This is a genomic window from Natrialba magadii ATCC 43099 (assembly GCF_000025625.1).
GTDB lineage: Archaea > Halobacteriota > Halobacteria > Halobacteriales > Natrialbaceae > Natrialba > Natrialba magadii.
This window is the reverse complement of sequence record NC_013922.1, coordinates 1,359,288-1,383,643: the sequence shown is the minus strand read 5'-3', so window position 1 is coordinate 1,383,643 and position 24,356 is coordinate 1,359,288. Positions and strand designations below refer to the sequence as shown.

The window sequence follows — 24,356 nt, the reverse complement described above, 5'->3', positions numbered from 1 at the left end:
CGAGACGAGACGAAGCAACAGTCCACCGTCGGTATCGACATCACCCATGACCCAGTTCCGCTCGACTCGACCGCGTCCGCAGGCGTCGTACACGGTTCGCCCGTTTCGACCGAGCGACCGGAGCGCTTTCCTCTCCCTCTACGACGAGGTCTTCGACCGGAAGCGCGGAACCGGCTGGTTCCGCTGGAAGTTCGAACGGAATCCCTTCGTCGACCACGTGCCGATCATCGTCGCGGAGCGGGGCGGCGAACTCGTCGGCGCGCGGTCGTTCTTCGCGCAACCGGTCCGCAACGGGGAAACCGTCTTCCCGGCGTTCCAGCCCTGCGACACGATGGTCCATTCCGACCACCGACGCCAAGGGCTGTTCGGTCGGATGAACGAACTGGCACTCGAGCGCTACGCTGGCCAGGCGCAGGACCCGGCGTTCTGTTTTAACTTTCCAAACGAGCACTCGAAACAGGGGAACATAAACCACGGCTGGCGGGACGTAGGGTCGGTGCCGATGTACTACCGGCCCCAGGACCCCAGTACTGTGTTGCGAGCGGTTACAGGCGAGACAGCACAGACGGAGCCGACGGACTCGGCCGCGTCGATTGCGACAGCCGGGTCGACTGAGTCGAACGTGGCCGGCAGTTCGACACGACTTTCGTCACCTCACCCAGCGAAGTCGTCGGAATCACCGCTTACGGTCGGCCCGTCATCGTCGACGGCGACGACAGCCAACGCCACGGAGGCCGATTCGGTCGCCGACGACCGCGGCGTTCGCGCGGCCGACCGCGTCGCCCAGTCAGTCACGGCTGCAGTACCGACCGTCCACCGGGCTGGCGATCGGCTGCTCGCGACGACCGATACCGACCTCACCATCGAGCAACACGACCGGCCACCGGCTGCAGTCCTCGCAGCCACCTATCAGCGTTCGATCCCCGATGGCTTCCACACCAACCGGAGCGAGACGTTCTACCGGTGGCGCTTCGATAGACCAACCCAGACCTACCCAACGTACGTCGCCACACGCGATGACGAACCGGTTGCCGCACTCGTTACCGCTCCCAACAGCACCGCCGCCGGTGAATCCATCGAGATCATCGAGACGTTGCCGCGCGACCTCGAGGCTGAGGCCGATGCACTCGAGTCCCTCCTCGTTCGGGCGCTCGCCGATGCGCGCGAGCGGGCGTTCGTGACGGCGTTCGGGGAGACGCTGCCGAAGCCGCTTCGGTACCGGTTCTATCCGGATACACGATTTCCGCTCTCGACGATCCTGCAGCCGGCCTGTCGGACGTTGCTGGTTCGGGACCTCGTGGGTGAGGAGTCTCGTTCCGATGCGAACACAGCGGGCGGGTTCGAAACGTGTTCGGCAGCCGACTGGTGTCTCTCGCGGCTCGATTTAGACACAACATAACATTTCTCCCCGCTGTGGACCGCTCGCTATGGAATCGAACGTCTGGGGTGGGCGCAAGTCAGTCGTCGTGCCGGGGATTACCGCGCCGAGTTCGCTCGCGTGCCTCCGCTCGTTCGCGCGACAGGGAATCCGGACCATTGTCGTTTCGAGCGACGAGCAGACCCCGTCGTTCCGGTCGCGCTACTGTGACGAGGCAATCGTCGTGCCGTCGCCACACGAGAACCTGCTCGCGTACAAGGACGCGCTGCTATCGCTCGCGAAGCGTCCCGACGTGCAAACGATCGTTCCTGTGCGCGAGCCGGATGTCTACGCCCTTGCAGCCTACCGGGACGAGTTCGCCGACCACATCGGGACGCCCTGGCCCGACCTGCAGACGCTCGCGCGCGTCCAGGATCGCATCGAACTCTTCGATACCGCGTCAGAGGCGGGCGTGGCGATTCCCGAGACGACGCTGTGTACCGAGGTCCCTGACCCGAACCGAGAGTGGATCGTCAAGCCGCGGTATTCGATCCTTACAGCCGAGTACGTCGACCAATACGGTCCTGAGACCTGTCTCGCACCGCCGTCGACTCGCTATCTCGAGTTCGATTGCGGCGACTCTGAACAAATCGAAGTCGCACCGGCAAGCGGAACGCCCACACCTGAGAACGGTGCAACCGGGTCTCCGCCAGCGAGCGACGACAGCTCTACTGGGTCTTCGACGGCTGCAGCCACTGACGACGAGGGTGGCGACGTTCGTGGTGATACGCTGACCGCGATAGCGACCAATCCGATACGCACGGCCACCGGCAAGACAGGCTACTCGCACGACTCCCTCGATACCGACGGCGGGACCAGTGCAGCGTCTTCTTCGCCATCGGGAGGTGGCGACGGCGAGCGCGCTGGTGACACCACCAGTATCGCCGACACCGCAGACACCGCCGACACCGCCGACACCGCCGACACCGCTAACACCACCGACACCGCAGCATCAGTACTCGAGTCCCTCCGCACCGAAATGCGTCACACCCCGATCGTTCAGGAGTACGTTCCGACGAGCGACGAGTATGCCTTCTTCGCACTGTACGACCACGGCGAGCCAGTCGCAACCTTCCAGCACCGTCAACGGCGGGGTTACAGCTACGCTGGCGGTCCGAGTTCCTACCGCGAGTCGGTTCGCATTCCCGCACTCGAGACGGCTGGTCGGAATCTGCTCGATGCACTCGAGTGGCACGGGCTGGCGATGGTCGAGTTCCTGCGCGACGAGGAGACGGGCGAGTTCAAGCTGATGGAGATCAATCCACGATTCTGGTCGTCGCTGCCGTTTACGGTACAGACAGGAGCTGACTTTCCGTACTACTACTGGCTGCTCGCGACGGGTGAGGGCGAACGGATCGACCACAGCTACGAGGTGGGGATCGGTGGCCACCTCCTCCGGGGGGAGCTGTTGCACCTCCATTCGATCCTGACGGCGGACGTACCGCTGGTGGAGAAGCCGCGGTTTTCGACGGCGCTCTGGGACATTTGCCGATCGATCGCTGCGGAGCCACGGTTCGATTACCTCAGCTGGAACGACCCACGCCCGTTCGCCCGGGATCTGTTGAACGCGGCGCAGTCGTTGCGGTAGTTCTGGGACGACGTTGGCGAGCCAGGTCGACTACAGTGGCAGAACGTTGACTGTCCATCACGGAATCTATCATACCCGCCATACCTATCACACCTACCATATCTATCACATCTATCTCACCTATCACACCTATCACACAACAAGCGTGTGCGTACCGTTATTTGACTCCGCGGAGCACACTCGCCTGTGACTCCTGACCGGCGATCGCGATCGGGGACCGACCATTGCTCGCTGTGTGGAGCCGCGCTTGGGGACGGACAGGACTCCGTTTTCGGGTCCGTGAACGACAGCGACAGCGGCAGCGACAGCGACAGCGACAGCGGTAGCGGCAGCGACACCGGTCGCCCCTCCCAAAACGAGGAGTCGTTTTGCTCTCGCGGCTGCCGGGATGTCGCGGCCGCGCTCGGTTCGCCGGTCGATGTTGCGGGGTCGGCGGTGGAGTCAGATACGGAGACGAAGCTAAACACAGATGCAGCTGTAGACGCAGACACACCCCCACAAACACAGACAGAGACAGAAACCACACCCGACTCCTCCACTCGCAATTTCTTCCGCATCGACGGCATGCACGCCGCCCTCTGTGAATCCTATCTCGAGTACGTCGCCGAATCCACGCCCGGCGTCCACGAGGCCACCGCGAGCTACGTCACCGAAACCGTCCGCGTCGATCACGATCCCGACCGGATTTCTGCAGCCGAACTTGAGTCGATCCTGACGCGAACCGGCTACACTGCCTACCGGCGCGAGGAGGCGACGGGGAGGACCAAAGAAACGGCAACGACGAGATCACAGTCAGCACCAGACGCAGAGTCCGCTACCAGTGCTGCCGCCGAGTCGACCGGCGGCACGCAGCGATCACGCGAGATGACGGGCATTCGAAAGCGCCGCGCGGACGACATGCTCGAGATTCGATACATCGTTGGCATCGTCTTTGGGTCGTTCCTGCTCGTCCCGTATGTCGCGGTGCTGTATCCGACGTATCTCGCCGGCGTCGTCGACTGGGGTTTCCTCGCACTCTACGAGGAGGCGTTCCAGCGGTTCGACGGGACGTTGATCCTGCCGCTATTTTTCACCGTCACCGGTGCCGTGCTCTACCTCGCCGGAATGCCCCTGTTACGCGGGGCTTACATCAGTCTCCGACGCCGTCGGGCAAGCACGCACCTGCTCGCCACGCTCACCGTCGGCGCCGCGTTCTGTTACGGCACGCTCACCATCCTCGCCGGCCGAAACGACATCTACTACGATCTCACGGTGCTCGTAGCTGCGCTGGTCATGGCCGCGTTCTTCGCCGAGGCGATGGTCAAGCGACAGGCGATGAGCCGACTCACAGACCTTACAATATCGCAGGTATCGACCGCGCGACTGTACGATCCCGGTCAGGTCGGTCAGGGCCACGAGACGAGCGCACCGCCCGAGGATGACGACGCGACGGACACCCGTTCAGTCCCCGTCGAGGCCCTCTCACCCGGTGATCGTGTCCTCGTCCGGGCGGGTGAACGCATCCCCGTTGACGGGACGCTCACGACGGGTACCTGTCGGGTCGACGAGGCAGTCGTTACCGGCGAATCGCTGCCCGTCACGAAGACAGCTGGCGAGGTGGTCGTCGGCGGCTCCGTCGTGCTAGACAACGCCGCTGTTGTTGCCGTCGGTGAGCACCCGACGAGCAGCATCGACAGGCTCACGCATGTCGTCTGGAACCTCCAGAGTGCGACTCACGGCCTCCAGCGCCGCGCGGACGACCTCGCAGCCCTCGCGCTCCCGCTCGTCCTCGTCGCCGCCGGAGCGGCCGCCGTCTTCACCATCGCACAGGGCGGCGACTACACGACCGCCACACTGGCGACGTTCCTGGCAATTCTCGTCGCCAGCCCGTGGGCGCTCGGCTTTGCCACTCCCTGCTCCGTCGCCGCGAGCATTCGCGAGGCGATGACCCACGGTATCATCGTCTTCGACGAAACCGTCTTCGAACGCCTCCGCAGTATCGACGTCGTCGTCTTCGACAAAACCGGAACCCTCACCACCGGCGAAATGAGCGTCATCGAGGCCGACGCGCCGGCCGACCTGTTGCAGGCGGCGGGGGAACTCGAGTACCGCGCTGCACACCCGGCGGCGAAGGCGATTTCGGATGCCTTTGCGGGGTCGGAGCCAGTCCGCACTGACGGCGGCACCGCATCACCGAACGCCGACGACGCCGAGGGCAGCGCGACCACGGGTTCTGAGACGACCACAGACGATTCTGCCGTCGAGCACATCGACGAGTTTACCGCACACGACCGCGGCGTCTCCGGGTTCGTCGACGGGAACCGCGTGCTCGTCGGCCATCCGGATCTGTTCGCAGCCCGCGGGTGGGACTGTCCTGAGTCACTCGAAAACCGCGCAGCGTCGGCCCGATCAGCAGGACGGTTGCCGGTGCTCGTCGGTCGGGATGGTTCTGCGGAGGGTATTATCGTCATTGGCGACGAGGCGCGGACGGAGTGGGAGGAGACGATTACGGCGCTTGCAGCGAACGGTATCGAGGTCGTCGTTCTCACCGGTGACGAGGGGAACGCAGCCTCGTCGTTCGCGGCCCACGCGGACGTGAGCCACGTCTTTGCAGGCGTATCGCCGGATGGCAAGACCGCAGCGATTCGCCGTCTCTGTGAGGAAAACCGCGTCGCAATGGTCGGCGACGGGACGAACGACGCGCCGGCACTCGCCGCATGCGACCTCGGCATCTCGCTTGGTAGCGGGACAGCGCTGGCCGCCGACGCGGCCGACCTCGCCATCGTCGACGACGACCTCGCGGGCGTCGAGCGGGCGTTCGCGCTCGCACGGGCGGCCCGTCGTCGGGTGTACCAGAACCTGGTACTTGCGTTCGGCTACAACGCGCTCGTGCTCCCGCTCGCAGTTGCGGGTGTGTTGAACCCCCTGTTCACGACGATTGGTGTCGTGGGGACTGCGGGACTCATCGCGGCGAACTCGTGGCGGTCGTTGCTCTCGCCGTAGTACTCGGCGACACTGACGGACACAACGACTCGGGAGTCGTCCCGCGAGCCGGTGGTTTCCACCGCGAGGGCAAACTACTCGGCCCATCGGGTCGCATCCCGCGCACGGTCGAGGAACAGCGTCGATGTTGTCGCCACTACACTGTGCGTGTCGCCACCTGCGCGACCGGTCGCGATGACGGCGAGTACCGCCGTCGACATGCGACGCGCCTACTGGCTCGTTTTCCTCGCCACCGGGAGCTACACCTGTCTGATGTTCGTCTGGTTCTCCCTTCCGGCGTACCTCCCGACGATCATCGGCGAACTGGACCTCACGAGCACGCAGGCCGGTCTCCTCGCCGGTGCCGTCCCGCTTACCTACATCCCGCTCGCGTTGTTTTCGGGACTCGCCGTCGACCGCATCGGCCCCGGTCGCAGTCTCGCGGCCGGCGTCCTCTGCTACGGCATCGCCCAGATCGGCCGCAGCGTCGCCACCGGCTTCCCCTCGCTGCTTGCCTGGACGCTCCTGCTCGGTGTCGGCGCGACCGCGATTACCTTCGGCCTCCCGAAACTCGTCGGCGTTCTCTTTCCGCCCGGCGAAACCGGCCGCCCCTCCTCGATCTACCTCGTCGGTGCCTCTGCCGGCTCTGCGTTCGTCTTCGCCGTCGGCCGGCCCATCCTCGGCCCCGCGCTCGGCGGCTGGCGCGCCCTGTTCCTCTGGAGTGGCATCGTCACGGTCGCCTACGGCCTCCTCTGGCTCCTCGTCGCACTCCGTACGCGGCTCGACGACCGCACGAACTCCACTCAGGACGACAGCGACGATTCCGACGACTCGTTCTCACTCGAGTCCGTCCGCACTGATCTCCGGCTCGTCCTCACCCATCGCCAGCTGCAGCTTGTCGTCGTGCTCGGCACGATGTACCTCCTGCTCAACCACGGCATGCAGGGCTGGCTTCCGACGTTGCTGGAGTCCCGCGGGCTGTCGGCCGGCCGCGCGGGCCAGGCGACGAGCCTGTTCGTCGTCGCCTACGTCGGCGGCGTCCTCGCGGTTCCCGAACTGGCAGACCGGTTCGACGCGCGGCGACAGGCGCTGATGACGTGTGGAACGGTCGCCTTCGTCGGTGTCGGACTCCTCATCGCGGGTACTACCGGCGCGCTGGCGGTTCTCGGTATCGTCGTCGCTGGTATCGGCACCGGTGGCGTCTCGCCGCTGGTCCGCGCAATCCCGCCTGAACTCGAGGGCATCGGTGCCAGACTGACCGGAACCGCGGTCGGCTTTATCTTCGCAGTCGGCGAGATTGGCGGCTTCTTCGGGCCGGTCCTGATCGGCGCGCTCCGGGATGCGACCGGCTCGTTCGTCCCCGGGTTCGGGCTGCTCGCGGCAGGCGGACTGGTCGTCGTGCTTGCGGGGTGGGCGTTGCGGCCGTAGGCTGTTGCTGTTCGAGTGGGTACGGCTATAGTAGCCACTGCAAGTCACTGCACACCTGATCGCCAGCCTGCTCGGTGATCAGTGTGTAACTAGTTGCAGTTGTTACTATAGTGAGCGGGTCGATCAGCACAGCTCACTCCGCAATCTCGACTTCCGCACCACACTCCGGACAGACCAGTTCGGCTTCACCCTCGCGTCCAATTTGCAGGTGGTCGTGGCCACAGTCCGGACACGAAACATCTCTATCATCGAGCGCCGGAATCCGCGTAATTCGAATGTCGTCGCTGTCCCGCGGCGCGCCAAGCGCGAGCGCGACGACCCGCTCGTCACCATCGTTTCGCCCGGACTGGAACGCACCGGGTGCAAAGCGAATTGCCTCCCGTTCGGCAACGGTGAGTTCCACGCCGTTCTGTCCGTCTTTCACGTCCTGCCTATCGTATTCATCGTGCTCGTCCAACCCGTTCTGCTCGTCCTGCTCGTCCAACCCGTTCTGCTCGTCCTGCTCGTCCAACCCGTTCTGCTCGTCCTGCTCTCCACCCACTCGTGCAACCTCGAACGTCACCTCCCCCTCGAGTACGACAAACACCTCTTCCTGATCCATGTGCGCGTGAACCGACCCGCTGAATCGCTCGCCGGACTCGAGTACGTAGTGTGTGATAGCGAGGTGGTCGGTGCCGAGCGGGGTCGCGAGGTCGCGCCGACCGGTGTGGAGGTCGTCGTACGGTGTTGACTCGATATCGTCGATCGAGACGTGTTCCATGCGCGCTGTTCGTGACGGACTGCCAAGAAATTGTTACTGTCTCGGATCGGCACGGAGTTGGAACCGAACCCGTTCCTCGTCGGGACCGCGCGTTTCGCGCCCAGTCACCTCAATATGGCCGATCTCGCCCGTGTTCTCCACGTGCGTACCAGCGCAGGCAGTACGGTCGATGACGGCGTCGTCGGCACCGATCTGGACGATCCGTACCTCAGTAATCGACTCCGGGAGAAGGTGGAGTCGCGTTCGGTCCGGATCGAGGCGCGCTTCGGCGTCCTCGCGGTCGAGGGTGTCCCACGTGACTGGGAGTTCGTCGTCGACGAGATCGTTCAGCCGCTGTTCGAGTCGCTCCAGGTCGGCGTCCTCGAATCGCTCGTACGCACAATCGAGGCGCGCACGGTCGGCGTAGAGCTGGTTGCCCGTCGTCTGGGCGTCGAACTCCTCGAGTAGCACCGCCGAGAGCAAATGCTGGGCGGTGTGGTAGCGGTTGTGTGCACGGCGGCGGTCGGCGTCGAGTTCGCCGACGACTGTCGTTCCTGGAGCGGGCGCTTCCGCACCGTTCTCGAGTTCGAGGTGGTGGTAGATCGTGTCTTTCTTTTGAACGTCGGTGACGGACCACGATTCGGTACCGTCCTCGAGTCTAAGGCTGCCGATATCGGCCGGCTGGCCGCCACCTTCGGGATAGAACGCCGTTTGGTCGAGAACGAGACGGTCGCCGGCGATGCGGTCGACAGTCGCCCTGAACTGTGTCTGTCCGGAGTCCTCGAGATAGAGTGGCTCAGTCATAGGTGAGTGCAGACACTACGGCGTCGAATATCCTTCGCTGAGTGATGGGGTGGGGGAGGCCGGTTGTCACTCGGATGCTGCCTGACTCTCAGGCTGTCCGTCGCCCTTGTCGTCGTCTGTTGTCCGTTGCTTGTTGTCCGTTGTTCGTCGTGTTTTACCTGCCGTCACTCGTCGCTCGTCGCTCGTCACTCGTCACTCACTACCCTGTCCGTCCACCCGGGCCGGCGGCGTCTTCGAGAAGTAGTTCCCGAGGAGACCCCGATTGTTCGCAACCCACTGGTAGCCGTGGTCTCGCAGCCGCTGGTACTCCTCGAAGTGGTGGACGAACCGGACGAGGTCGTGAACCGGTCCGTCGAACTCGGCGCGTAGAAACGCCTGCTCGATCGATGCACCACAGGAGTGGACGCCGTCCTCGGTGACCAGGTGCGAACAGTCGTCGTACTGCTCCGGCAACGCCGCTCGCAGTTCGGACGTGTGATCGAGATCACTGTAGCCGACGAGTTGGATCGACGACCGTGACGTGAGGTAGTCTGCCCACCAGGTGCAAAAACCGCAATCGTCGTCGTAGACGAGTGTCGGTGTCTCCATACGTACTACTTGTCCGCCAGCCACTAACCAGTACTGTGTCGGGTTGCCGTTGGTGTCCGTACTTCTCCGCTCAGGACGTGGCTAGCCATTGCCACCGTCGCCGCGACCGTCGCCAGAACATTATTGCTTCCCGTCACCAATGCAGCGCCATGAGCAGTGCGGCCCGACCGCTCTCGGAACCGCAGGTCCTCGCCCATACCAAGCGGCGACTCTTCCCTGCGACCGACCGGTCCTACGTCGTCGCCGACACGCAGTTCGCCCGCGATGAGTGGCTTCCCGGCCAGCCCATCGATCCTGCAATCCGTGACTGTCTGGCCCCGTTCAACCACGTCGAAATCGGCGGTGGGTTCCCCGACCTCGTCGGCGTACAGGTACTCGAGTCCGACCTGCTCGCGGTCGACCGACTCGGTGAGGAACCACCACTGGTCGCCGTCGAGGCGAAGGGACACACGAACACGGGCAGTGTCGACACCGAGCGCGCCATCATGCAGGCCTACGACCGGCTCCACGAGGCCAATGCGGCGTATATCGCGGCACCGGCAACGGCGATTACGAGCACAGATCGGACGCTCGCCCGGGAACTGAACGTCGGCGTTCTCGGCGTGATGGTCAGCGGCGATGTCGAGGTACTCGAGCGGCCCCGACTGGTGGGTAACCGAACGACGACCGAAGCCTCTGCGCTGCGTTTCCAGGCGAGCGCACAGGGCGTTGCGGACAAGTCATTCGGCCTGAACCATCCGAAGAACTACCTCGGCTATCCGCTGGCGCACTACGCGGACGGCGATACAGCGGTGCTCCTCGACGAATACGACGTGGTTGGGGCCGTCGACGACGCCAGGCGCGGGGCAGCGTTCCTCGGTCTGATCGAGGACCGCGAACGCGTCGCACTCACGTCGCTCGGCGAGGAGGTCATCCGATTCGCGAAGGCCCACTGTGGGTCGGTCGAGGCGGCACTCGCGGAGTTCCAGGAGTGGTACCGCTCGCGAAAACGGTTCGTCGACCTCGCGCCAGCGTGGGGTCGGCTGGCGCGCCGGGTCGTCTTCCAGTACCCCGCGACGGAACTGCTCGTCGGCGAGTTGCAGACGATGCACGACGACTGGAACACGGACCCGTCGCTCGTCGACCTGGTCACCCACTGTCACGAGTTGCACCCGACGTTCACCATCGAACTGTTCGTTCGCGGTGACGAGGCCGTGCGGCGGCGGGTGCTGACCGAGGAGGGATCTCTCCAGCGTGAGGCACTGACGAACGGCGAGGTCTACCATGCACCGACGGTGTTCCAGCTCAAGGCGATGCTGTACCACACGGGGATTCTGACGAGTCGGGGTGCAGAACCACACCGACTCGAGCCGACAGCGGACGTGTGGGCGCTTTGTAACCCCGTTTGACGACGACACTCCGGCAATACTCTGTTCTCCCTCCAACGTTACGTTTACGCGAGCAACCCTGCAGGCGAACTGCCGGCGAACGAGTGTTTTTGCATCTCTGCACCGAACGTCGAGTATGGCCGGTGATCCCCTCCGATGATGGCGACGACCCACGTCTTCGCTGGCCTCGCGCTCGTCGCTCCGGTCGCGTATCTCGCCCCGGAGTTCTCGGGGCCGCTCGCACTCGGCGCGATTGCGGGCGGGCTCGCCCCGGACCTCGACCTGCCGTTTACCCATCGACGGACGTTTCACTTTCCGGTCGCCGGCGTTGCTCCCGCCCTCGGCGTGGTTGCCTTCGCAGTGCTTTCTCCAGCTTCTGTAACCGTCGGTCTCGCCGCTTTCGTCGCTGCAGCCTGGCTCCATGCCGCTAGCGACGCACTCGGCGGCGGCCCCGAGATGGATCCCTGGCAAAACCGTACAGAACGGGCCGTCTACGACCACGTTCACGGCCGATGGATTCGTCCCCGGCGGTGGATCCGTTACGACGGCGCACCCGAAGACGCGGTGTTCGCCACCGTCCTCGCCGTCCCAGCGCTGCTCGTCTTCGACGGCTGGATCGTCGCCGCGATTCTCGGCGGCCTCACCGTCTCACTCGCCTACGCGCTTCTTCGGCGACGGCTGATCCACTGGACCGCCGAGTGGGAGTGGCTCGAGTAGCTGGCTTGCGTTCCCTGAGTTTCCGCAATTCACCACCGGCACACTCTCGGTTCATCACCGGCGAAACGATCGTGATCCGCTTCAGATAGGGTATAACTTGTGTGACTACTCACACAATCGCTTCCGAGTCGGAACGCTGATACCATCAGTCTCCAAGAGTATGACATGGTCGAGACGTTCGTTACGCAGACGCTGCATCTCATCTTCGCCGCGATCTGGGCTGGAAGCGTCTTCTACGTGGCGTTCGTCGTGTTGCCCCTCGCCCGCGACGGCGCGTTCAACTCGACGGCACCGCTCGAAGTCATCTCGAGTAAACTGACGACGATTTCGCGCGTGAGCGCGCTTGTCCTGTTGCTTACGGGCAGTCACCTTGCCGCCGAGCGATACACGTCTGAGCGCCTGTTCGGATCGATCGACGGCCAGCTCGTCCTCGCGATGGTTGCCCTCTGGCTCGTCCTCGCGGCGCTCGTCGAGATCGGCTCGAAACGTCTCGAAAGCGGCCTCAACGGAAAGAAACTCCGCGAACCGGCGGCAAACGCCCTTGGTCTATACCGATTCGCTGCCGTCGTCGCCATTGCGCTGCTCGTCGTCGCCGGTGCGATTACGGCGAATCTCTCGGCGACACTGCCGCTGTAGGTCGGTTTGGTTTCTCACTCCGATTGCGTGTCGTCCCGGGACGTGCAAGCCGTTCTTTTTTGAAGGATGTCTGCGGAGGCAAGCAACATTCTTGCGAAAGATACTTAGTCAGTTACTGTAAGGTACTCCCATGATGTTCAGGGGGAAAGGTATGGCACTCTCTGTTCTCGCGGTCGGAACAGCTGCCGTTGCCGGTTACGTACTCAGTTCGTCCCGTTCTGAGGAACCTGCTGCCCGATCCAGGGCAAATCTCGGCGCACGTATCGTCCGCCCGTCGTCGGTCCCGACCGGTGCGACCGTCGTCGATATCTCCTCACGCCGACTCGACGATATTCCCGGCGCTCGGCGAGCAATCACGCGCGCAGTCCGCCACGACGCCCGCGAGGAGTGGGAACACGTCACTCTCGAGCGCGACGGTGCCTGGTCCATCGTCGACGCCGTCCGCGAATCGCTCCCCTACTATCAGGGAAGCGGCAGCGAGTACAACGGTGTCTATGTCCAGTACGACGACCGCATCGTCGTCCTCGATGCAATCGGCTGGGCTCGCCTCGAAGAACCACTGCAGTAGGGTCCAGTTTCCAGTTCCAGGGGTACTCGACTCGAGTACACTCGCTAGCGCGACCCTATCGGCAACGACACCGGCAGTGGCAGTGGCACTACCGGTACCCGCCCGCAGACCCCACACCTCAGAGCCCGCTTTTCGCGCTCTTCTGTTGCACTTGAGGACAGCCAACCAGCACTGCGACACGAGAAGCGGGCTGGAAAATCACAACCCCTACCTCACTCCGCCGCGGACCGACTGCCATGCAACTGGGCGTTATCGGACTCGGACGTATGGGACAGATCGTCGTCGAGCGGGTGCTCGACGCAGGCCACGATGTCGTCGCCTTCGACCTCGATCCGGAAGCGGTCGCAACGGCTGCCGACGCCGGTGCCGAACCGGCGGACTCCGTCGCCGACCTCGCGGACCGACTTGGCGACGAGAAACGCATCTGGCTGATGGTTCCTGCCGGCGAGGCGGTCGACGCGACGCTCGATGACCTCGATCCTCATCTTTCAGACGACGACGTGGTGGTGGACGGCGGCAACTCCTACTTCGAGGATTCCGTTCGCCGTGCGGAGGCCTGCTCCGCGGCGTACCTCGACTGTGGCACGTCCGGAGGTCCCGCCGGTGCAGAACTCGGCTTCTCCCTCATGGTTGGCGGACCGGCCTGGGCCTACGGCGAACTCACGCCTGTCTTCGATGCTGTCGCGACCGGTCCCGACGGCCACGAGCGAATGGGTCCTGCGGGCTCGGGCCACTACGTGAAGATGATCCACAACGGCGTCGAGTACGCGCTCATGCAGACCTATGGCGAGGGGTTCGAACTGCTCCACGAGGGCCGGTACGATCTCGATCTCGAAAACGTCGCCTCGGTCTGGAACAACGGCGCGGTGATCCGCTCGTGGCTCCTCGAACTTTGTGAGGAAGCCTTCCGAGAAGAGGGAAGCGACCTCGGGGATGTCGCTGACCGCATCGAGGGTGGTTCCACCGGTACCTGGACAGTTCAGGAAGCACTCGAGCAGGAGGTGCCGCTGCCGCTGATCTATACGGCACTCTCCGAGCGGTTCGGTTCGCGGGCCGATGACGGCCGCTTCTCGCGCCGCCTTGCGAACCGACTGCGGTACGGTTTCGGTCGCCACGAGGTTCAGCGCCGCGACTGAGACTCGTTCGTTCGCCTTTCTGGACCTGATAAACGGCCACCTGAGCGGGGTATCTGCCCTATATAACCGTTGTTCAAAAAGTGGCTGTCAGACCGTTGTACCGACAGTAATTCTCAAAACCGAGTCGTTACACCTGCTCGAACTGGCTGTGGTACCATCGTCAGATACCGGAACCATTATGCCACCGTCGCCGCTACCTATTGATAACCGTAGTCTCAGGAATTCCGTATCCAAACTGGATACCACACCTGACACTCATTCTCTCGTGATTGCTTCGACTGGAATATTGAGTCATTTTCTTTACCACCGGTCCCCACAGCATTAGTTATGAACTCGCACAGCGCGCAGTCAGTCTCCGTTGCAGTCACTGATCAACGCCCGAGCATGGCCGTCGTCGACCTCGTCGCCCGCGTTGAGGGTGCGGATCCGATCGAACTCGAACCGCTCTATAACGTGATCGATCCCGACGTACTCGATTCACTCTGTGAGTCGAGTCCTGGACTCGATCGACTCGAGTTCGCCTATCACGGACAGCGAGTGACGGTCGAAGCGACGGACGACACGGCGACTGAGACGGTCGAGATTTCGCTCGGCGAGGGCAGTGCCGCCGTCGACGGTGCGGGTGGGATGGTCAACACTGAGCCAACGATTTAATTTGCGGATATGCGTCTGCTGCCTGTTAAACCCGTGAGCGGGTGCTGTGTCGATCATTCACGACCTGTTGCCTGCGATCTGCGATGTACGATTGTTCGGAACGGGAATTACTTTGCTCCCGTCGCCCTACAAACAGGGAAGGGCGCGTAGCTCAGTGGACAGAGTTCTTGGTTCCGGACCAAGATGTCGCGGGTTCAAATCCCGTCGCGCCCGCTATTCTGTGTGAGCAACAGCGAACACGAATAGCGAACCGTGCGGGATTTGAATCAGGGAGGTGCTTTGCTCCGACCGTGGTTCAAATCCCGTCGCGCCCGTTCGGTTCGCTTCGCTCACCTCACGAACGCGGTGCGTTCGCTCACTCCCGTCGCGCCCGCTATTCTGTATGAGCAACAGCGAACACGAATAGCGAACCGCGCGGGATTTGAATGTGGCCGCGGTTCTGCGCTTCGCGCAGGTTCTCGGGCGTGATTCACAATCCTGTCGCGCCCGTCCAATAACAGGTAGTTGTTTTCAGCGGTGATGTCATCGTTCACCAGCGTCGCTCGTCCGTGCATCGGACAGAGAGTGAATCTCCTTACTCTATGTTCTCGCCCTGATAGCTGCCATCGTAGACGTCTTCGTGGTTCGCCTCGGCGAACACCAGCTGGGCGATGCGAGCGTCACGTTCGATCTCGACGTCGTGGTGGACCTGCAAGAGCCCCTCACCGCGTCCCTCGTAGCCGGCGTCCCAAACTGCTGTATTGAGCATACAGGAGTTGCGCATCAGGGACGAGCGCGGGTAGACAAAGCCGATGTGGCCCTCCGGAATCGCGATGCGCTCGTTGTACCGCGCGACGTACGCACCCTTCGGGAGGTAGTAGGTGTCCGGGTCGCGCTGCTCGAGTTGCTCGAGTGGTCGCGCGACGCGGTCGCCGATCTGTTTCCCGTCGCGGCCGATGCGACCGGGCTCGAGTTGTTCGAAGACGAGATCGAGGGTGAGGTCGACGCCGTTTGGCTGGACCTGACTGTCTGCGGTTGGTGTAACGTGGTCTGCGACGAAGGCACCGGAGCGGAACATGGTCGTATACCGGAGAGATGCTGGTATGGAGAAAAGCGTATCCTTTCGGGCCGACTCGGGAAGGAAATCTCGAGCCAGGTTCACATTGTCCATTGTTTCCAATTCTGCCCCAGTCACTGAAACCGGCGGCTGAATTGGGGCTGGCGTGAGGCTGGCGACTGGTCTGGGACTGGCGTGGAACTGGCGTAGGACTGGCGTAGGACTGGCGACTGGTCTGGGACTGGCGTGGAACTGGCGATTGGCGACTGGCGACTGGCGACTGGCGACTGGCGGTATCTCACGCTCGTGTGCACTCGCCTTGACGAACGTCCTCGAATTGCAAAAGTTGCGTGAAAACAACGTATATGGGCGCAATTAACATGGTCTATCTGGATAGAAACACGCTGGATTTATCATGCCGGCCACCCGAGATTCGGGTGCTATGGGACAGACTCTCACCGAAAAGATCCTTGAGGACCACCTCGTCGAGGGCGAACTCGAGACCGGCGAGGAGATTGGGATCGAAATCGACCAGGTACTTACCCAGGACACCACTGGGACGATGGTCTGGCTCCAGTTCGAAGCGATGGGACTGGACGAAGTCCAGACCGAAATTGCTGCCCAGTATTGCGATCACCAGACGTATCAGTTCGACTTCAAGAACACTGACGATCACCGTTTCCTCCGTTCTGCAGCCGGTACATATGGCGCTCACTTCTCTCGCCCCGGCAACGGTATCTGTCACAACGTTCACCGCGAGAACTTCGCAGCGCCCGGCAAGACGCTGCTCGGCTCCGACAGCCACACCCCAACCCCCGGCGGCCTCGGCGAACTCGCCATCGGTGCCGGCGGGATCGACGTCACCGTCGCGATGGGTGGCGCACCGTACTACATCGAGATGCCGGAAATCGTCAACGTCCGCCTCGAAGGCGAACTCCCCGAGTGGGCCACGGCGAAGGATGTCATCCTCGAGATGCTCCGCCGTCTCTCCGTGAAGGGTGGTGTCGGCAAGATTCTCGAGTACACCGGCCCAGGTGTCGAGACGCTCACCGCACCAGAGCGGATGACAATCACGAACATGGGGACGGAACTCGGCGCGACGACGTCGATCTTCCCAACCGACGAGCAGACCGAGGACTACCTCGAGCGCGTCGGTCGCGGCGACGAGTACGTCGAGATCCAGCCGGACGAGGACGCCGAGTACGACGACGAGATCGTCGTCGACCTCTCGGACCTCGAACCGCTCATCGCCCAGCCGTCCATGCCCGACAACGTCGTCCCAGTTAGCGAAGTCGCTGGCGAGGACGTCGAACAGGTCATCGTCGGCTCCTGTACGAACGGCGGCTACGAGGACATCCTCCCCGTCGCCAAGATGCTCGAGGGTCGCGAGACCTCGATGGAGACCGAGACGATCGTTGCACCCGGTTCGAAGCAGGCCTCCGAGATGCTCGCCCGTGAGGGCTGGGTCGCGGAGATGATGGCCGCCGGCGTCAACTTCTCCGAGGCTACCTGCGGTGCCTGTATCGGTATCGGCCACGTGCCAGCGAGCGACTCCGTCTCGCTGCGGACGTTCAACCGCAACTTCGAGGGCCGCTCGGGCATCGAAGACGACAACGTCTACCTCTGTTCGCCGGAGGTCGCCGCCGCCGCGGCGATCAAGGGCGAAATCATCGACCCACGCGACCTCGAAGAGGAAGAAGAGGATCTCGAGGCCCCAGGCGTCGAACTCCCCGAAGAGTACGACGGCTCCAAGACAGACCTCATCGCACCCGACGAGGCCGTCGACGACGAGCTCATCAAGGGTCCGAACATCGGCGACGTGCCGATTCGCGACCAGCTGAGTGCCGATGTCGAGGGTGAGGCACTCCTCAAGATGGAGGACAACATCACGACCGACCACATCATCCCTGCAACGCAAGACATCCTGATGTACCGGTCGAACGTCCCCAAACTGAGCGAGTTCACCCTTTCGCGCGTCGACGACACCTTCGCCGAGCGCGCACTCGACGCCGATGGCGGCTTCCTCGTCGCCGGCGAGAACTACGGACAGGGCTCCTCGCGTGAACACGCGGCCCTCTGTCCGATGTATCTCGGCATCGAGGCCGTCCTCGCACAGAGCTTCGCCCGGATCCACCGCGCGAACCTCTTCAACTTCGGTATCGTCCCGCTGACGATCGACGAGGACACCTACGAGTCGATCGATCAGGGCGACGAGATCGAAATCGTCGACGACGTCTACGAGGCCGTCACGAGCGGTCAAGAAGAGTTCACCGTCCGCGTTGGCGACGACGAGTTCACCGCAACCCTCGACGCCTCCGAACGTGAGCGCGACATCCTCGCCGCCGGTGGCAAGCTCGCCTGGACGCGCGAGCAGGCCGAGGGCGCAAGCGGCGCGACGCCGGCAGACGACTGATCGCTGACCGCTAACTGCTGGTCACCGATTAGTCGCGTGGCTCGCCCGCTCGACGACTAGGTTCCATTTTTAGGCAACGACGTGTGAACGGTGACTCCACAGCGTTATGCAACCCGCTCACCAGTGGCGACACTACCCAGTCGCACCGACACGGAAATCACCGGACGTAAAGTACAACCCGACCAATCGGACGCCATGAACGACGATTCGCGTGAATTCCTCACGAACCTACTCGAGACGCCCTCGCCATCGGGCTACGAAACGCGCGGCCAGCGGGTCTGGATCGACTACGTCAGCCAGTTCGCAGACGAGGTTCGGACGGACGCCTACGGAAACGCGGTTGCAGTACACGAGGGGGCCAGTGCCGACGACGCTGACGCACCCGAAATCGCGCTTACCGGCCACGTCGACGAAATCGGCTTCCTCGTCAAGTCGATCGACGATAACGGCTTCGTCAGGCCGGGTCGTGTCGGCGGTACTGATCCGACGGTCTCGCAGGGCCAACACGTCACGATTTACGCTTCCGACGGCCCTGTCGAGGGTGTGATCGGGCAGAACGCGATCCACCTTCGTGAGGACGAGTCGGAAGCCGACATCGAGGATCTCTGGATCGATATCGGCGCTGAAAGCGAGGACGCGGCGCGCGAGCGCATCGAAATTGGCGATCCGATCACGTTCTCCTCGACAGTGTCGTGGCTCTCGGAAACTCGCCTCGCCGGCCGCGGGCTCGACAACCGCGTCGGGACGTGGGCGGCAGCCGAGGGCTTCCGACAGGCCGTCGAAACCGGCACCGACGCGACCGTCTACGCCGTCTCCACGGTTCAGGAGGAAGTCGGTCGGAAGGGCGCACAGATGGTCGGCTTCGACCTCGAACCTGACGCCGTCCTCGTCGTCGACGTTGGCCACGCGGTCGACTACCCCTCCGCGCCGAGCACAAAGACAAGCCAGATGGAACTCGGCGGCGGCCCGGCCCTCGGCCGCGGCAGCACGAATCATCCGGCCGTCTTCGACGCGCTGCGATCGATCGCAGACGAACGGGAACTCGAGTTACAGGTCGAAGCGCTCGGTCGCGGAACCGGGACGGACGCGGACAGTTTCTTCACTGCGGCGGGGGCGATCCCCTCGCAGGTGGTCAGCGTGCCGAACCGGTACATGCACACGCCGGTTGAGCTGATCGATACGGACGACCTCGAGGAGATTGCGACGCTGCTGGGTGCGTTCGCGAGCCGTGCAGACGAGTTTGCGCCGTTCGAAGTCGATCTCTGAGCAGGCCGCCGATTGTGAAATTTCGCCTCGGCGTGCGTACAGACCGATACCGTCATCCGCTCCGCCCCGATAGCTCGGACGAATGCCGACTGGACACGAAAACGCTGGCTATCGACGGCTGTTCGACGGCGACGGGCTGACGTTCGGTGTCGGCTTCCCCATAACGGGTACGAATCGGTCGATGCCCGACGCTGAAGCCGAGATACAACTCGCACAGCGAGCCGAGGCACTCGGGTTCGACGGCCTCTGGGCGCGCGACGTTCCGACGTACTGGCCGAAATTCGGAGATGCCGGCCAGACGTTCGACACCTGGCCGTGGCTCTCACACGTCGCAGCACACACGGACGAAATCGCACTCGGTACCTCGAGTGTCGTCCTCACGCTTCGACACCCGATTCACGTCGCAAAATCCGCTGCGACGGTGGACCAGCTCTCGGACGGCCGACTCGTCCTCGGCGTTGCCTCCGGCGACCGCGACCCAGAGTACGAGGCGTTCGGCGTCGACCGCGAGGAACGCGGGGCACTGTTCCGCGAAGCCGTCGAAACCGTCCGCGCGCTCTGGCGCGAGGACTTCGTCGAACGCGAGGGCCAGTGGGGCCACCTCGAGGGCGACCTCGATCTCGTCCCGACGCCGACGACGGAGACGATTCCACTGTTGCCGACCGGCAACGCACGCCAGTCCGACGCCTGGATCGCCGACCACGGTGACGGCTGGCTGTTCTACCACCTGCCAGAGCCGACACTCGAGAGCTACCTCGAGCAGTGGCGCGAGGCTGCCGGCGAGAAACCGTTCGCCATCGCGGTTCGCGTCGAATTCGCCGACGACCCTGGCGCGGAGCCGGAGCCGCTTCATCTGGGATATCGGGCCGGGATGGAGTGGTTCCAGGACTATTTTGACCGGCTCGACGCGCTGGGCCTCGACCACGTGATCGTCTCAGTTGACACCGAGGATGCAGAGCGCGGGCTGGATCGGTTCGCGGATGGGGTTTTGAACCGTTACTGAGAGCCTTTTTCTGACAGCTACAGCCAAAACCCCACAGGTTGAACGGTGAAAGCCAAACGTGAGAATCGAACGTGAAAACTGGAACGTAAAGCGCCGGTTTCGAGGTCAGTCAGTCAGTCGCCGGGAACGGAACCCGAATCGTTTTGACGGGAACGTCAGCGTCAGACTCATTCGGCGCAATCGATTTTGGTGTGACCTCGACGTATGGCTCGTTGTCCTGGGTTGGTTGTCTCGTTGCTTCGTCGGTTACGTTGTCTTCGGCAGGTTCAGTATTTCCGTCGTCTCCGTCACCGGACGTACTCGAGGGTCCACTCCCCGTCCTATCATCTGAATTGTTCTCAGATGTGTCTCTTTGACCGTTTCCAGAATTCTCTCCCGATCCATTGCCCCCATTTTTGGGCTCACCGTTTGGCGTCGACTGTTCAACCGTCGCCTCGATTTCATCGATCGAATCGACAGTGAGGTCTCGCTGCTCCCGTCGTGCACTCGAGTTGTCGTGTCGCTCCGGAATCAACCGGAGGATCGCTGGGAAGTCCAGTCCTGTCTCGAGACGAGTCCTCGTTTCCCCGCTCGGACAGTCGACGACTTCGACTACCAGTTCGGCGCCGGACTCCGCTCGAACCACCGCAACCGCATCTGACCACGGGACGCCGATTCGCGCGAGCAGATTCGACTCGAGTACGAACGATCGGGACACCGTCGCCATCGCTTCCGATCCGTCTGCGTCGCTGGCATCGTTCTTGGCGGTAATGATGAGCGTTCCGGACCGCTCGGCAGCGAGTTCGCCGTGACTGATTCCACAGGGGTTCAGGTCGACGGCGAGTCTGGACTGTTGCGCTCCTGGTGTGAGTGACGCGTGAACTCCCGGTGTGAACTCGCCGTCCTCGATGGTGCCAACCCGAAGGTCGGGTCTGTTGCTGTCTGTTGGGTGGGCGCCCTCGTTCTCGCTTCCTCCGTCGCTCTCGAATGCAACCGCAACCTCGATCGATACCGTAAACTGATTCACAACGTCGAACGCTGCCGGTGCCTCTCGCGAGCTATCGAACAACTGTCCGTCGTTCGGGCTCTCCTCATCGAGACCCAGATACGCCCGCTCGTCATCGACGACGTCGGCGGTGAACGACCGATCCACGCTGCTACTCGAGTACCCGAGCGTCTCGACTGCGAGCAGGCTGCTCGAACCGGCGACCAGCGCAAGCGCAGCGCGTCGTGTCCGTTTCATCGGTTCGATCGACCTCCAGCCCGCTCGAACGAACTCCTGGTGCCGTTCGTCGGTCCCGTTTCGTTCATGATCGACGCTTACGCTGACTCCTCGTACTCGAGTTCGGTGCTCGATGCTGGTGGTGACGAGCCGATCCCCAGCCGATTCTGTCGCGCGTAGTATCGGTGCGAAAGCGCTGAGACAGCAAGCGCAACGATCGCAAACGCGACCCACGCGGATAGTGGGAGGAGTGCAAACGGTCCGACACTCAGGGTTGCGCCGCCGAGTACGACGGCGATGATCCCCGTCAAGCCGAGATAGTAGTCGCTCCAGGGAATCTCGCGCCCGCGAACGACATCCATGTAGATCTCGATGTCCTCGAGTGCCGGCGTCGCCTCGACAGTGCCGCGATCACGGTCGAACTCGAGAACACCCGCGTTGTCCATCTTTGGGAGGTGTGATTGCTGGAGTGCAGTGTAGACGCGTTTTCGGTCGCTACTCGAGACTTCGTCGAACGCGAGCTCGTCTTCCTCGGCAGCGATTTCCTGTGAGAGTGTTCCGATATCGACCTGTTCGGTTTCGTTGATGAGTGTGTGTAGGATGTGTCGCCGTCGCCGGTTCGACAGTAATTCGAAGAGTTCGTCCTCAGTGAGCCTCTCTTGACCCGATTGCGAGACATGTACCTCCTGCGCATGATCAATTCCAGTCCCCCGCATCGGTTGGTGGGTCAACACTTCTATAGATAAAACTATCTATCGTTCAGCCTTTTTGAAATAAAATTGGCTATTACCACTCCTCCTATGTGGCTTCAAAGCGGCTATTCCGGGCGTTATCGCCAATTTTCGCTTCGGAACGGTTGAATAAGAGGTGGTATTGGTGAGCCTGTGCGTGTCAACCGCTGTGTTACTGCTGGCGTTGTGGAGTCAATTGCCTCAATACGACACTCAGCGATTGATTGTATCGTGCCTTGCGAGTGGTTTCGGAGGTGGTTTGGCTAATTTGGCTGGTTTGGCTGGTTTGGCTGATTTTGTCGATTTCGGTTAATACGTTGCTTTGAGTGATCAGTTAAGTTGGTTGGTGGGATGGGGTGGCTGCTGTAGCCATCTGAGCAGAGCTGACGTGACTACTCTCGGGTGTCCGTTTCCCACCCAGTTCAGTGGTCTGGCTCACCCTGAACAACCGAAACATCGAATGGAAGGGCGACTATGAACGTATTACAATAATAACCGAACGCTACCTCCACACCTACTGGGCGTTTCAATGATATGCCGTGAGAGGCAGGAATTCACGTCGCAGGCGATGATTTCGTGCTGACCACGACCACGACGACGACCACAGATACGAAACCTACCAATGCACCGACGCAAATTCATCATCGGACTGGGCGCAGCGGTCTCTGGAATCGGCGCGGCAATGGGAACAGGCGCGTTCTCGAGTGTGGAAGCGGACAGATCGGTCGCGATAACCGTCGCAGACGATTCCACGGCCTATCTCGCTCTGGATGCGACCGACAACACAACGGAATTCGTCGATCAGGACGCCGACGGCCAGTTTCGTGTGCGACTCGATGACAGCGTTACCGCTGGCGAGGGAGTCAACCCAAACGCCGTGACACGGATCGAAGAGGCGTTCACGATCCGCTATCAGGGAACGAACGGCTCAGGTCCAGGCGATCAGGGTGCGGTCAATACACGGCTCTTCAACGACGGAGAAGACGTAACCGAGGCGCTCCCAGAGGACGTCGTTCAGTTCGTTCCGACGGAAGCGTGGCCGAATGGCGGGCAGAGCGATCTGACTGTGCCGGGGCGAGCCGCGTCGTTCGGGCCGGGCGAAGCGGCAGCCGTCGATATCGTCCTGGATACGACGGTGCTCGAAGACGGCGGGTCGGGGCTCCTTCTCGATCAGATTTCGTTCGAGGCGGCTGCTGATCCGTTCGACGTCCTCGATATCTGACCGAGAGATGACTGATTGAGGGGTGGTCTATCTGCTGTTTACTGGTCGAGTGTGTTCTCAACTCGTCCGATACTGTCTCGAGTCCGTTCTCTTGGGTCCGTTGACTAAACTCAATTCTTCTCAGAAGCTAGTCTACGAATATATTACAATATCCGGTGTTCCCGATGGACGAATTGTGATCCCTCGATGGGGATTGCGGCGGTGGCGACCGGTGTCGGGGTGGACGCGGTGTCCGCCGGTGACGACGTGCAGGCGACAACACACGGAGAATCCAACAATGCAACGACGCAAATTCGTAATCGGAATGGGAGCACTGGCATCAGGAGCAGCTGCGGCGATGGGCACTGGCGCGTTTAACGTCGCCCGAGCAGACAGAGAAGTAACCGTCGACATCGTCGAGGACAGTAACGCCTACCTTGGCCTCGAAGCAACTAGTGCCTATTCGACGGAAGACGACGGAGAATTCAAGATCGACTTCGGGTCGAACGGAGAAGGCGGCCAAGGGCTGAGCGAGAACGCAAACTACGTTTTCACGGACGTGTTCGCGATTCGTAACAACGGAACAGACGACATTTCCGTCACTCTCTCGGAATCCCTTGATTCCATTGAGTGGGAGACAGAGTACCCACGCGCCTATTACTCGTTCGAGGAAATCGGCACCAGCAACGATGTCAACGGCGACGGTGACTTCACCGGTGGAACAGCTGCCGATGGAGCGACCATCGCCCCTGGTGACGAGGTCTACGTCCACTTCGAGTTCGTTGGCCGAGACGCTGAAACTGAAGGGGAACCAGACGACCTTCCAGAAACGCTCGGCGTCTACGCTGAGGCAACGAACTAAGCCCGTTTGCGGAACACGGTTTTCAGCCCGTGTAGCCGCA

Annotated in this window: 21 protein-coding genes and 1 tRNA gene; 16 read left to right on the top strand and 6 right to left on the bottom strand. The window is 62.4% G+C overall.

Translation table 11 applies throughout. The features are described 5' to 3' along the window. The first annotated feature begins 46 nt into the window (after nt 1–46). The 4 genes from NMAG_RS06485 (at nt 47) to NMAG_RS06470 (ending at nt 7,394) form a co-directional block, all read left to right on the top strand. Entirely contained in the window at nt 47–1,399 is a 1,353-nt protein-coding gene (locus NMAG_RS06485; protein WP_004268007.1) for a GNAT family N-acetyltransferase, read from the top strand. Between the two features lie 28 nt (nt 1,400–1,427). Continuing rightward, the gene (locus NMAG_RS06480) at nt 1,428–3,005 is read left to right on the top strand and encodes a carboxylate--amine ligase (protein WP_004268006.1); all 1,578 of its coding nucleotides are present in this window, start codon (nt 1,428–1,430) and stop codon (nt 3,003–3,005) included. 186 nt (nt 3,006–3,191) lie between these two features. Continuing rightward, entirely contained in the window at nt 3,192–5,987 is a 2,796-nt protein-coding gene (locus NMAG_RS06475) for a heavy metal translocating P-type ATPase (protein WP_012996507.1), read from the top strand. Between the two features lie 174 nt (nt 5,988–6,161). Next, entirely contained in the window at nt 6,162–7,394 is a 1,233-nt protein-coding gene (locus tag NMAG_RS06470) for an MFS transporter (RefSeq protein ID WP_004268001.1), read from the top strand. Nucleotides 7,395–7,527: 133 nt separating this feature from the next. On the opposite strand, the gene NMAG_RS06465 is transcribed toward NMAG_RS06470, so the two are convergent. The 3 genes from NMAG_RS06465 to NMAG_RS06455 form a co-directional block, all read right to left on the bottom strand. After that, on the bottom strand, nt 7,528–8,154 hold the full coding sequence (locus NMAG_RS06465; protein ID WP_004268000.1) for a TFIIB-type zinc ribbon-containing protein: 627 nt from the start codon (nt 8,152–8,154) through the stop codon (nt 7,528–7,530). Nucleotides 8,155–8,187: 33 nt separating this feature from the next. After that, nucleotides 8,188–8,937, bottom strand: coding sequence for an alanyl-tRNA editing protein (locus tag NMAG_RS06460; RefSeq protein WP_004267998.1), 750 nt, complete (start codon nt 8,935–8,937; stop codon nt 8,188–8,190). 192 nt (nt 8,938–9,129) lie between these two features. Beyond that, nucleotides 9,130–9,525 carry a DCC1-like thiol-disulfide oxidoreductase family protein gene (locus tag NMAG_RS06455; RefSeq protein ID WP_004267997.1) on the bottom strand — a complete coding sequence of 132 codons (396 nt, stop codon included), beginning with the start codon at nt 9,523–9,525 and terminating at the stop codon, nt 9,130–9,132. A gap of 149 nt (nt 9,526–9,674) precedes the next feature. Between NMAG_RS06455 and NMAG_RS06450 the strand changes: the two genes are divergently transcribed. The 7 genes from NMAG_RS06450 to NMAG_RS06420 all read left to right on the top strand — a co-directional run bounded on the left by NMAG_RS06450 (nt 9,675) and on the right by NMAG_RS06420 (nt 14,816). Continuing rightward, on the top strand, nt 9,675–10,913 hold the full coding sequence (locus NMAG_RS06450) for a hypothetical protein (RefSeq protein ID WP_004267995.1): 1,239 nt from the start codon (nt 9,675–9,677) through the stop codon (nt 10,911–10,913). Nucleotides 10,914–11,051: 138 nt separating this feature from the next. Then, nucleotides 11,052–11,609: a hypothetical protein gene (locus tag NMAG_RS06445; RefSeq protein WP_004267993.1), complete on the top strand. Its 558-nt coding sequence runs from the start codon at nt 11,052–11,054 to the stop codon at nt 11,607–11,609. 165 nt (nt 11,610–11,774) lie between these two features. After that, nucleotides 11,775–12,245 (top strand): hypothetical protein, encoded by a 471-nt coding sequence (locus NMAG_RS06440; protein WP_004267990.1) that lies wholly within the window; start codon nt 11,775–11,777, stop codon nt 12,243–12,245. A 151-nt stretch (nt 12,246–12,396) separates the two neighbouring features. Continuing rightward, entirely contained in the window at nt 12,397–12,813 is a 417-nt protein-coding gene (locus tag NMAG_RS06435; protein ID WP_004267988.1) for a hypothetical protein, read from the top strand. 236 nt (nt 12,814–13,049) lie between these two features. Further along, on the top strand, nt 13,050–13,949 hold the full coding sequence (gene gnd, locus NMAG_RS06430; RefSeq protein ID WP_012996504.1) for a phosphogluconate dehydrogenase (NAD(+)-dependent, decarboxylating): 900 nt from the start codon (nt 13,050–13,052) through the stop codon (nt 13,947–13,949). 327 nt (nt 13,950–14,276) lie between these two features. Further along, nucleotides 14,277–14,603 carry a HalOD1 output domain-containing protein gene (locus NMAG_RS06425; RefSeq protein WP_004267984.1) on the top strand — a complete coding sequence of 109 codons (327 nt, stop codon included), beginning with the start codon at nt 14,277–14,279 and terminating at the stop codon, nt 14,601–14,603. 140 nt (nt 14,604–14,743) lie between these two features. Continuing rightward, nucleotides 14,744–14,816: transfer RNA gene (locus NMAG_RS06420), tRNA-Arg, on the top strand. Nucleotides 14,817–15,177: 361 nt separating this feature from the next. On the opposite strand, the gene NMAG_RS06415 is transcribed toward NMAG_RS06420, so the two are convergent. Continuing rightward, on the bottom strand, nt 15,178–15,660 hold the full coding sequence (locus NMAG_RS06415; RefSeq protein ID WP_004267981.1) for a deoxyuridine 5'-triphosphate nucleotidohydrolase: 483 nt from the start codon (nt 15,658–15,660) through the stop codon (nt 15,178–15,180). 421 nt (nt 15,661–16,081) lie between these two features. Here NMAG_RS06415 and NMAG_RS06410 point away from each other — a divergent pair, with 421 nt between their 5' ends. The 3 genes from NMAG_RS06410 (at nt 16,082) to NMAG_RS06400 (ending at nt 20,321) form a co-directional block, all read left to right on the top strand. Beyond that, nucleotides 16,082–18,052, top strand: a complete 1,971-nt coding sequence (locus tag NMAG_RS06410; protein ID WP_012996503.1) for an aconitate hydratase — start codon at nt 16,082–16,084, stop codon at nt 18,050–18,052. Nucleotides 18,053–18,247: 195 nt separating this feature from the next. Next, nucleotides 18,248–19,318 (top strand): M20/M25/M40 family metallo-hydrolase, encoded by a 1,071-nt coding sequence (locus tag NMAG_RS06405; protein WP_004267976.1) that lies wholly within the window; start codon nt 18,248–18,250, stop codon nt 19,316–19,318. A gap of 82 nt (nt 19,319–19,400) precedes the next feature. Further along, on the top strand, nt 19,401–20,321 hold the full coding sequence (locus NMAG_RS06400) for a TIGR03571 family LLM class oxidoreductase (RefSeq protein WP_004267974.1): 921 nt from the start codon (nt 19,401–19,403) through the stop codon (nt 20,319–20,321). Between the two features lie 109 nt (nt 20,322–20,430). On the opposite strand, the gene NMAG_RS06395 is transcribed toward NMAG_RS06400, so the two are convergent. Next, nucleotides 20,431–21,543, bottom strand: a complete 1,113-nt coding sequence (locus NMAG_RS06395) for a hypothetical protein (RefSeq protein ID WP_004267972.1) — start codon at nt 21,541–21,543, stop codon at nt 20,431–20,433. A gap of 77 nt (nt 21,544–21,620) precedes the next feature. Next, nucleotides 21,621–22,238, bottom strand: coding sequence for a DUF7344 domain-containing protein (locus NMAG_RS06390; protein ID WP_004267971.1), 618 nt, complete (start codon nt 22,236–22,238; stop codon nt 21,621–21,623). 637 nt (nt 22,239–22,875) lie between these two features. On the opposite strand from NMAG_RS06390, the gene NMAG_RS06385 reads away from it, so the two are divergent. Beyond that, nucleotides 22,876–23,475, top strand: coding sequence for a hypothetical protein (locus tag NMAG_RS06385; RefSeq protein WP_004267969.1), 600 nt, complete (start codon nt 22,876–22,878; stop codon nt 23,473–23,475). Between the two features lie 277 nt (nt 23,476–23,752). Continuing rightward, nucleotides 23,753–24,316 (top strand): DUF1102 domain-containing protein, encoded by a 564-nt coding sequence (locus NMAG_RS06380; protein WP_148221902.1) that lies wholly within the window; start codon nt 23,753–23,755, stop codon nt 24,314–24,316. Nucleotides 24,317–24,356: the final 40 nt, after the last annotated feature.

Excerpts from the sequence above, each read along its gene's own strand:
- NMAG_RS06425 (WP_004267984.1), top strand. The coding sequence starts at position 14,277 with ATGAACTCGCACAGCGCGCAGTCAGTCTCCGTTGCAGTCACTGATCAA.
- NMAG_RS06400 (WP_004267974.1), top strand. The coding sequence starts at position 19,401 with ATGCCGACTGGACACGAAAACGCTGGCTATCGACGGCTGTTCGACGGC.
- NMAG_RS06465 (WP_004268000.1), bottom strand. The coding sequence starts at position 8,154 with ATGGAACACGTCTCGATCGACGATATCGAGTCAACACCGTACGACGAC.
- NMAG_RS06480 (WP_004268006.1), top strand. The coding sequence starts at position 1,428 with ATGGAATCGAACGTCTGGGGTGGGCGCAAGTCAGTCGTCGTGCCGGGG.
- NMAG_RS06485 (WP_004268007.1), top strand. The coding sequence starts at position 47 with ATGACCCAGTTCCGCTCGACTCGACCGCGTCCGCAGGCGTCGTACACG.
- NMAG_RS06405 (WP_004267976.1), top strand. The coding sequence starts at position 18,248 with ATGAACGACGATTCGCGTGAATTCCTCACGAACCTACTCGAGACGCCC.
- NMAG_RS06410 (WP_012996503.1), top strand. The coding sequence starts at position 16,082 with ATGGGACAGACTCTCACCGAAAAGATCCTTGAGGACCACCTCGTCGAG.
- NMAG_RS06445 (WP_004267993.1), top strand. The coding sequence starts at position 11,052 with ATGGCGACGACCCACGTCTTCGCTGGCCTCGCGCTCGTCGCTCCGGTC.
- NMAG_RS06450 (WP_004267995.1), top strand. The coding sequence starts at position 9,675 with ATGAGCAGTGCGGCCCGACCGCTCTCGGAACCGCAGGTCCTCGCCCAT.
- NMAG_RS06435 (WP_004267988.1), top strand. The coding sequence starts at position 12,397 with ATGGCACTCTCTGTTCTCGCGGTCGGAACAGCTGCCGTTGCCGGTTAC.
- NMAG_RS06390 (WP_004267971.1), bottom strand. The coding sequence starts at position 22,238 with ATGCGGGGGACTGGAATTGATCATGCGCAGGAGGTACATGTCTCGCAA.
- NMAG_RS06455 (WP_004267997.1), bottom strand. The coding sequence starts at position 9,525 with ATGGAGACACCGACACTCGTCTACGACGACGATTGCGGTTTTTGCACC.
- NMAG_RS06440 (WP_004267990.1), top strand. The coding sequence starts at position 11,775 with ATGGTCGAGACGTTCGTTACGCAGACGCTGCATCTCATCTTCGCCGCG.
- NMAG_RS06385 (WP_004267969.1), top strand. The coding sequence starts at position 22,876 with ATGCACCGACGCAAATTCATCATCGGACTGGGCGCAGCGGTCTCTGGA.
- NMAG_RS06395 (WP_004267972.1), bottom strand. The coding sequence starts at position 21,543 with ATGAAACGGACACGACGCGCTGCGCTTGCGCTGGTCGCCGGTTCGAGC.
- gnd (WP_012996504.1), top strand. The coding sequence starts at position 13,050 with ATGCAACTGGGCGTTATCGGACTCGGACGTATGGGACAGATCGTCGTC.
- NMAG_RS06380 (WP_148221902.1), top strand. The coding sequence starts at position 23,753 with ATGCAACGACGCAAATTCGTAATCGGAATGGGAGCACTGGCATCAGGA.
- NMAG_RS06460 (WP_004267998.1), bottom strand. The coding sequence starts at position 8,937 with ATGACTGAGCCACTCTATCTCGAGGACTCCGGACAGACACAGTTCAGG.
- NMAG_RS06415 (WP_004267981.1), bottom strand. The coding sequence starts at position 15,660 with ATGTTCCGCTCCGGTGCCTTCGTCGCAGACCACGTTACACCAACCGCA.
- NMAG_RS06470 (WP_004268001.1), top strand. The coding sequence starts at position 6,162 with ATGACGGCGAGTACCGCCGTCGACATGCGACGCGCCTACTGGCTCGTT.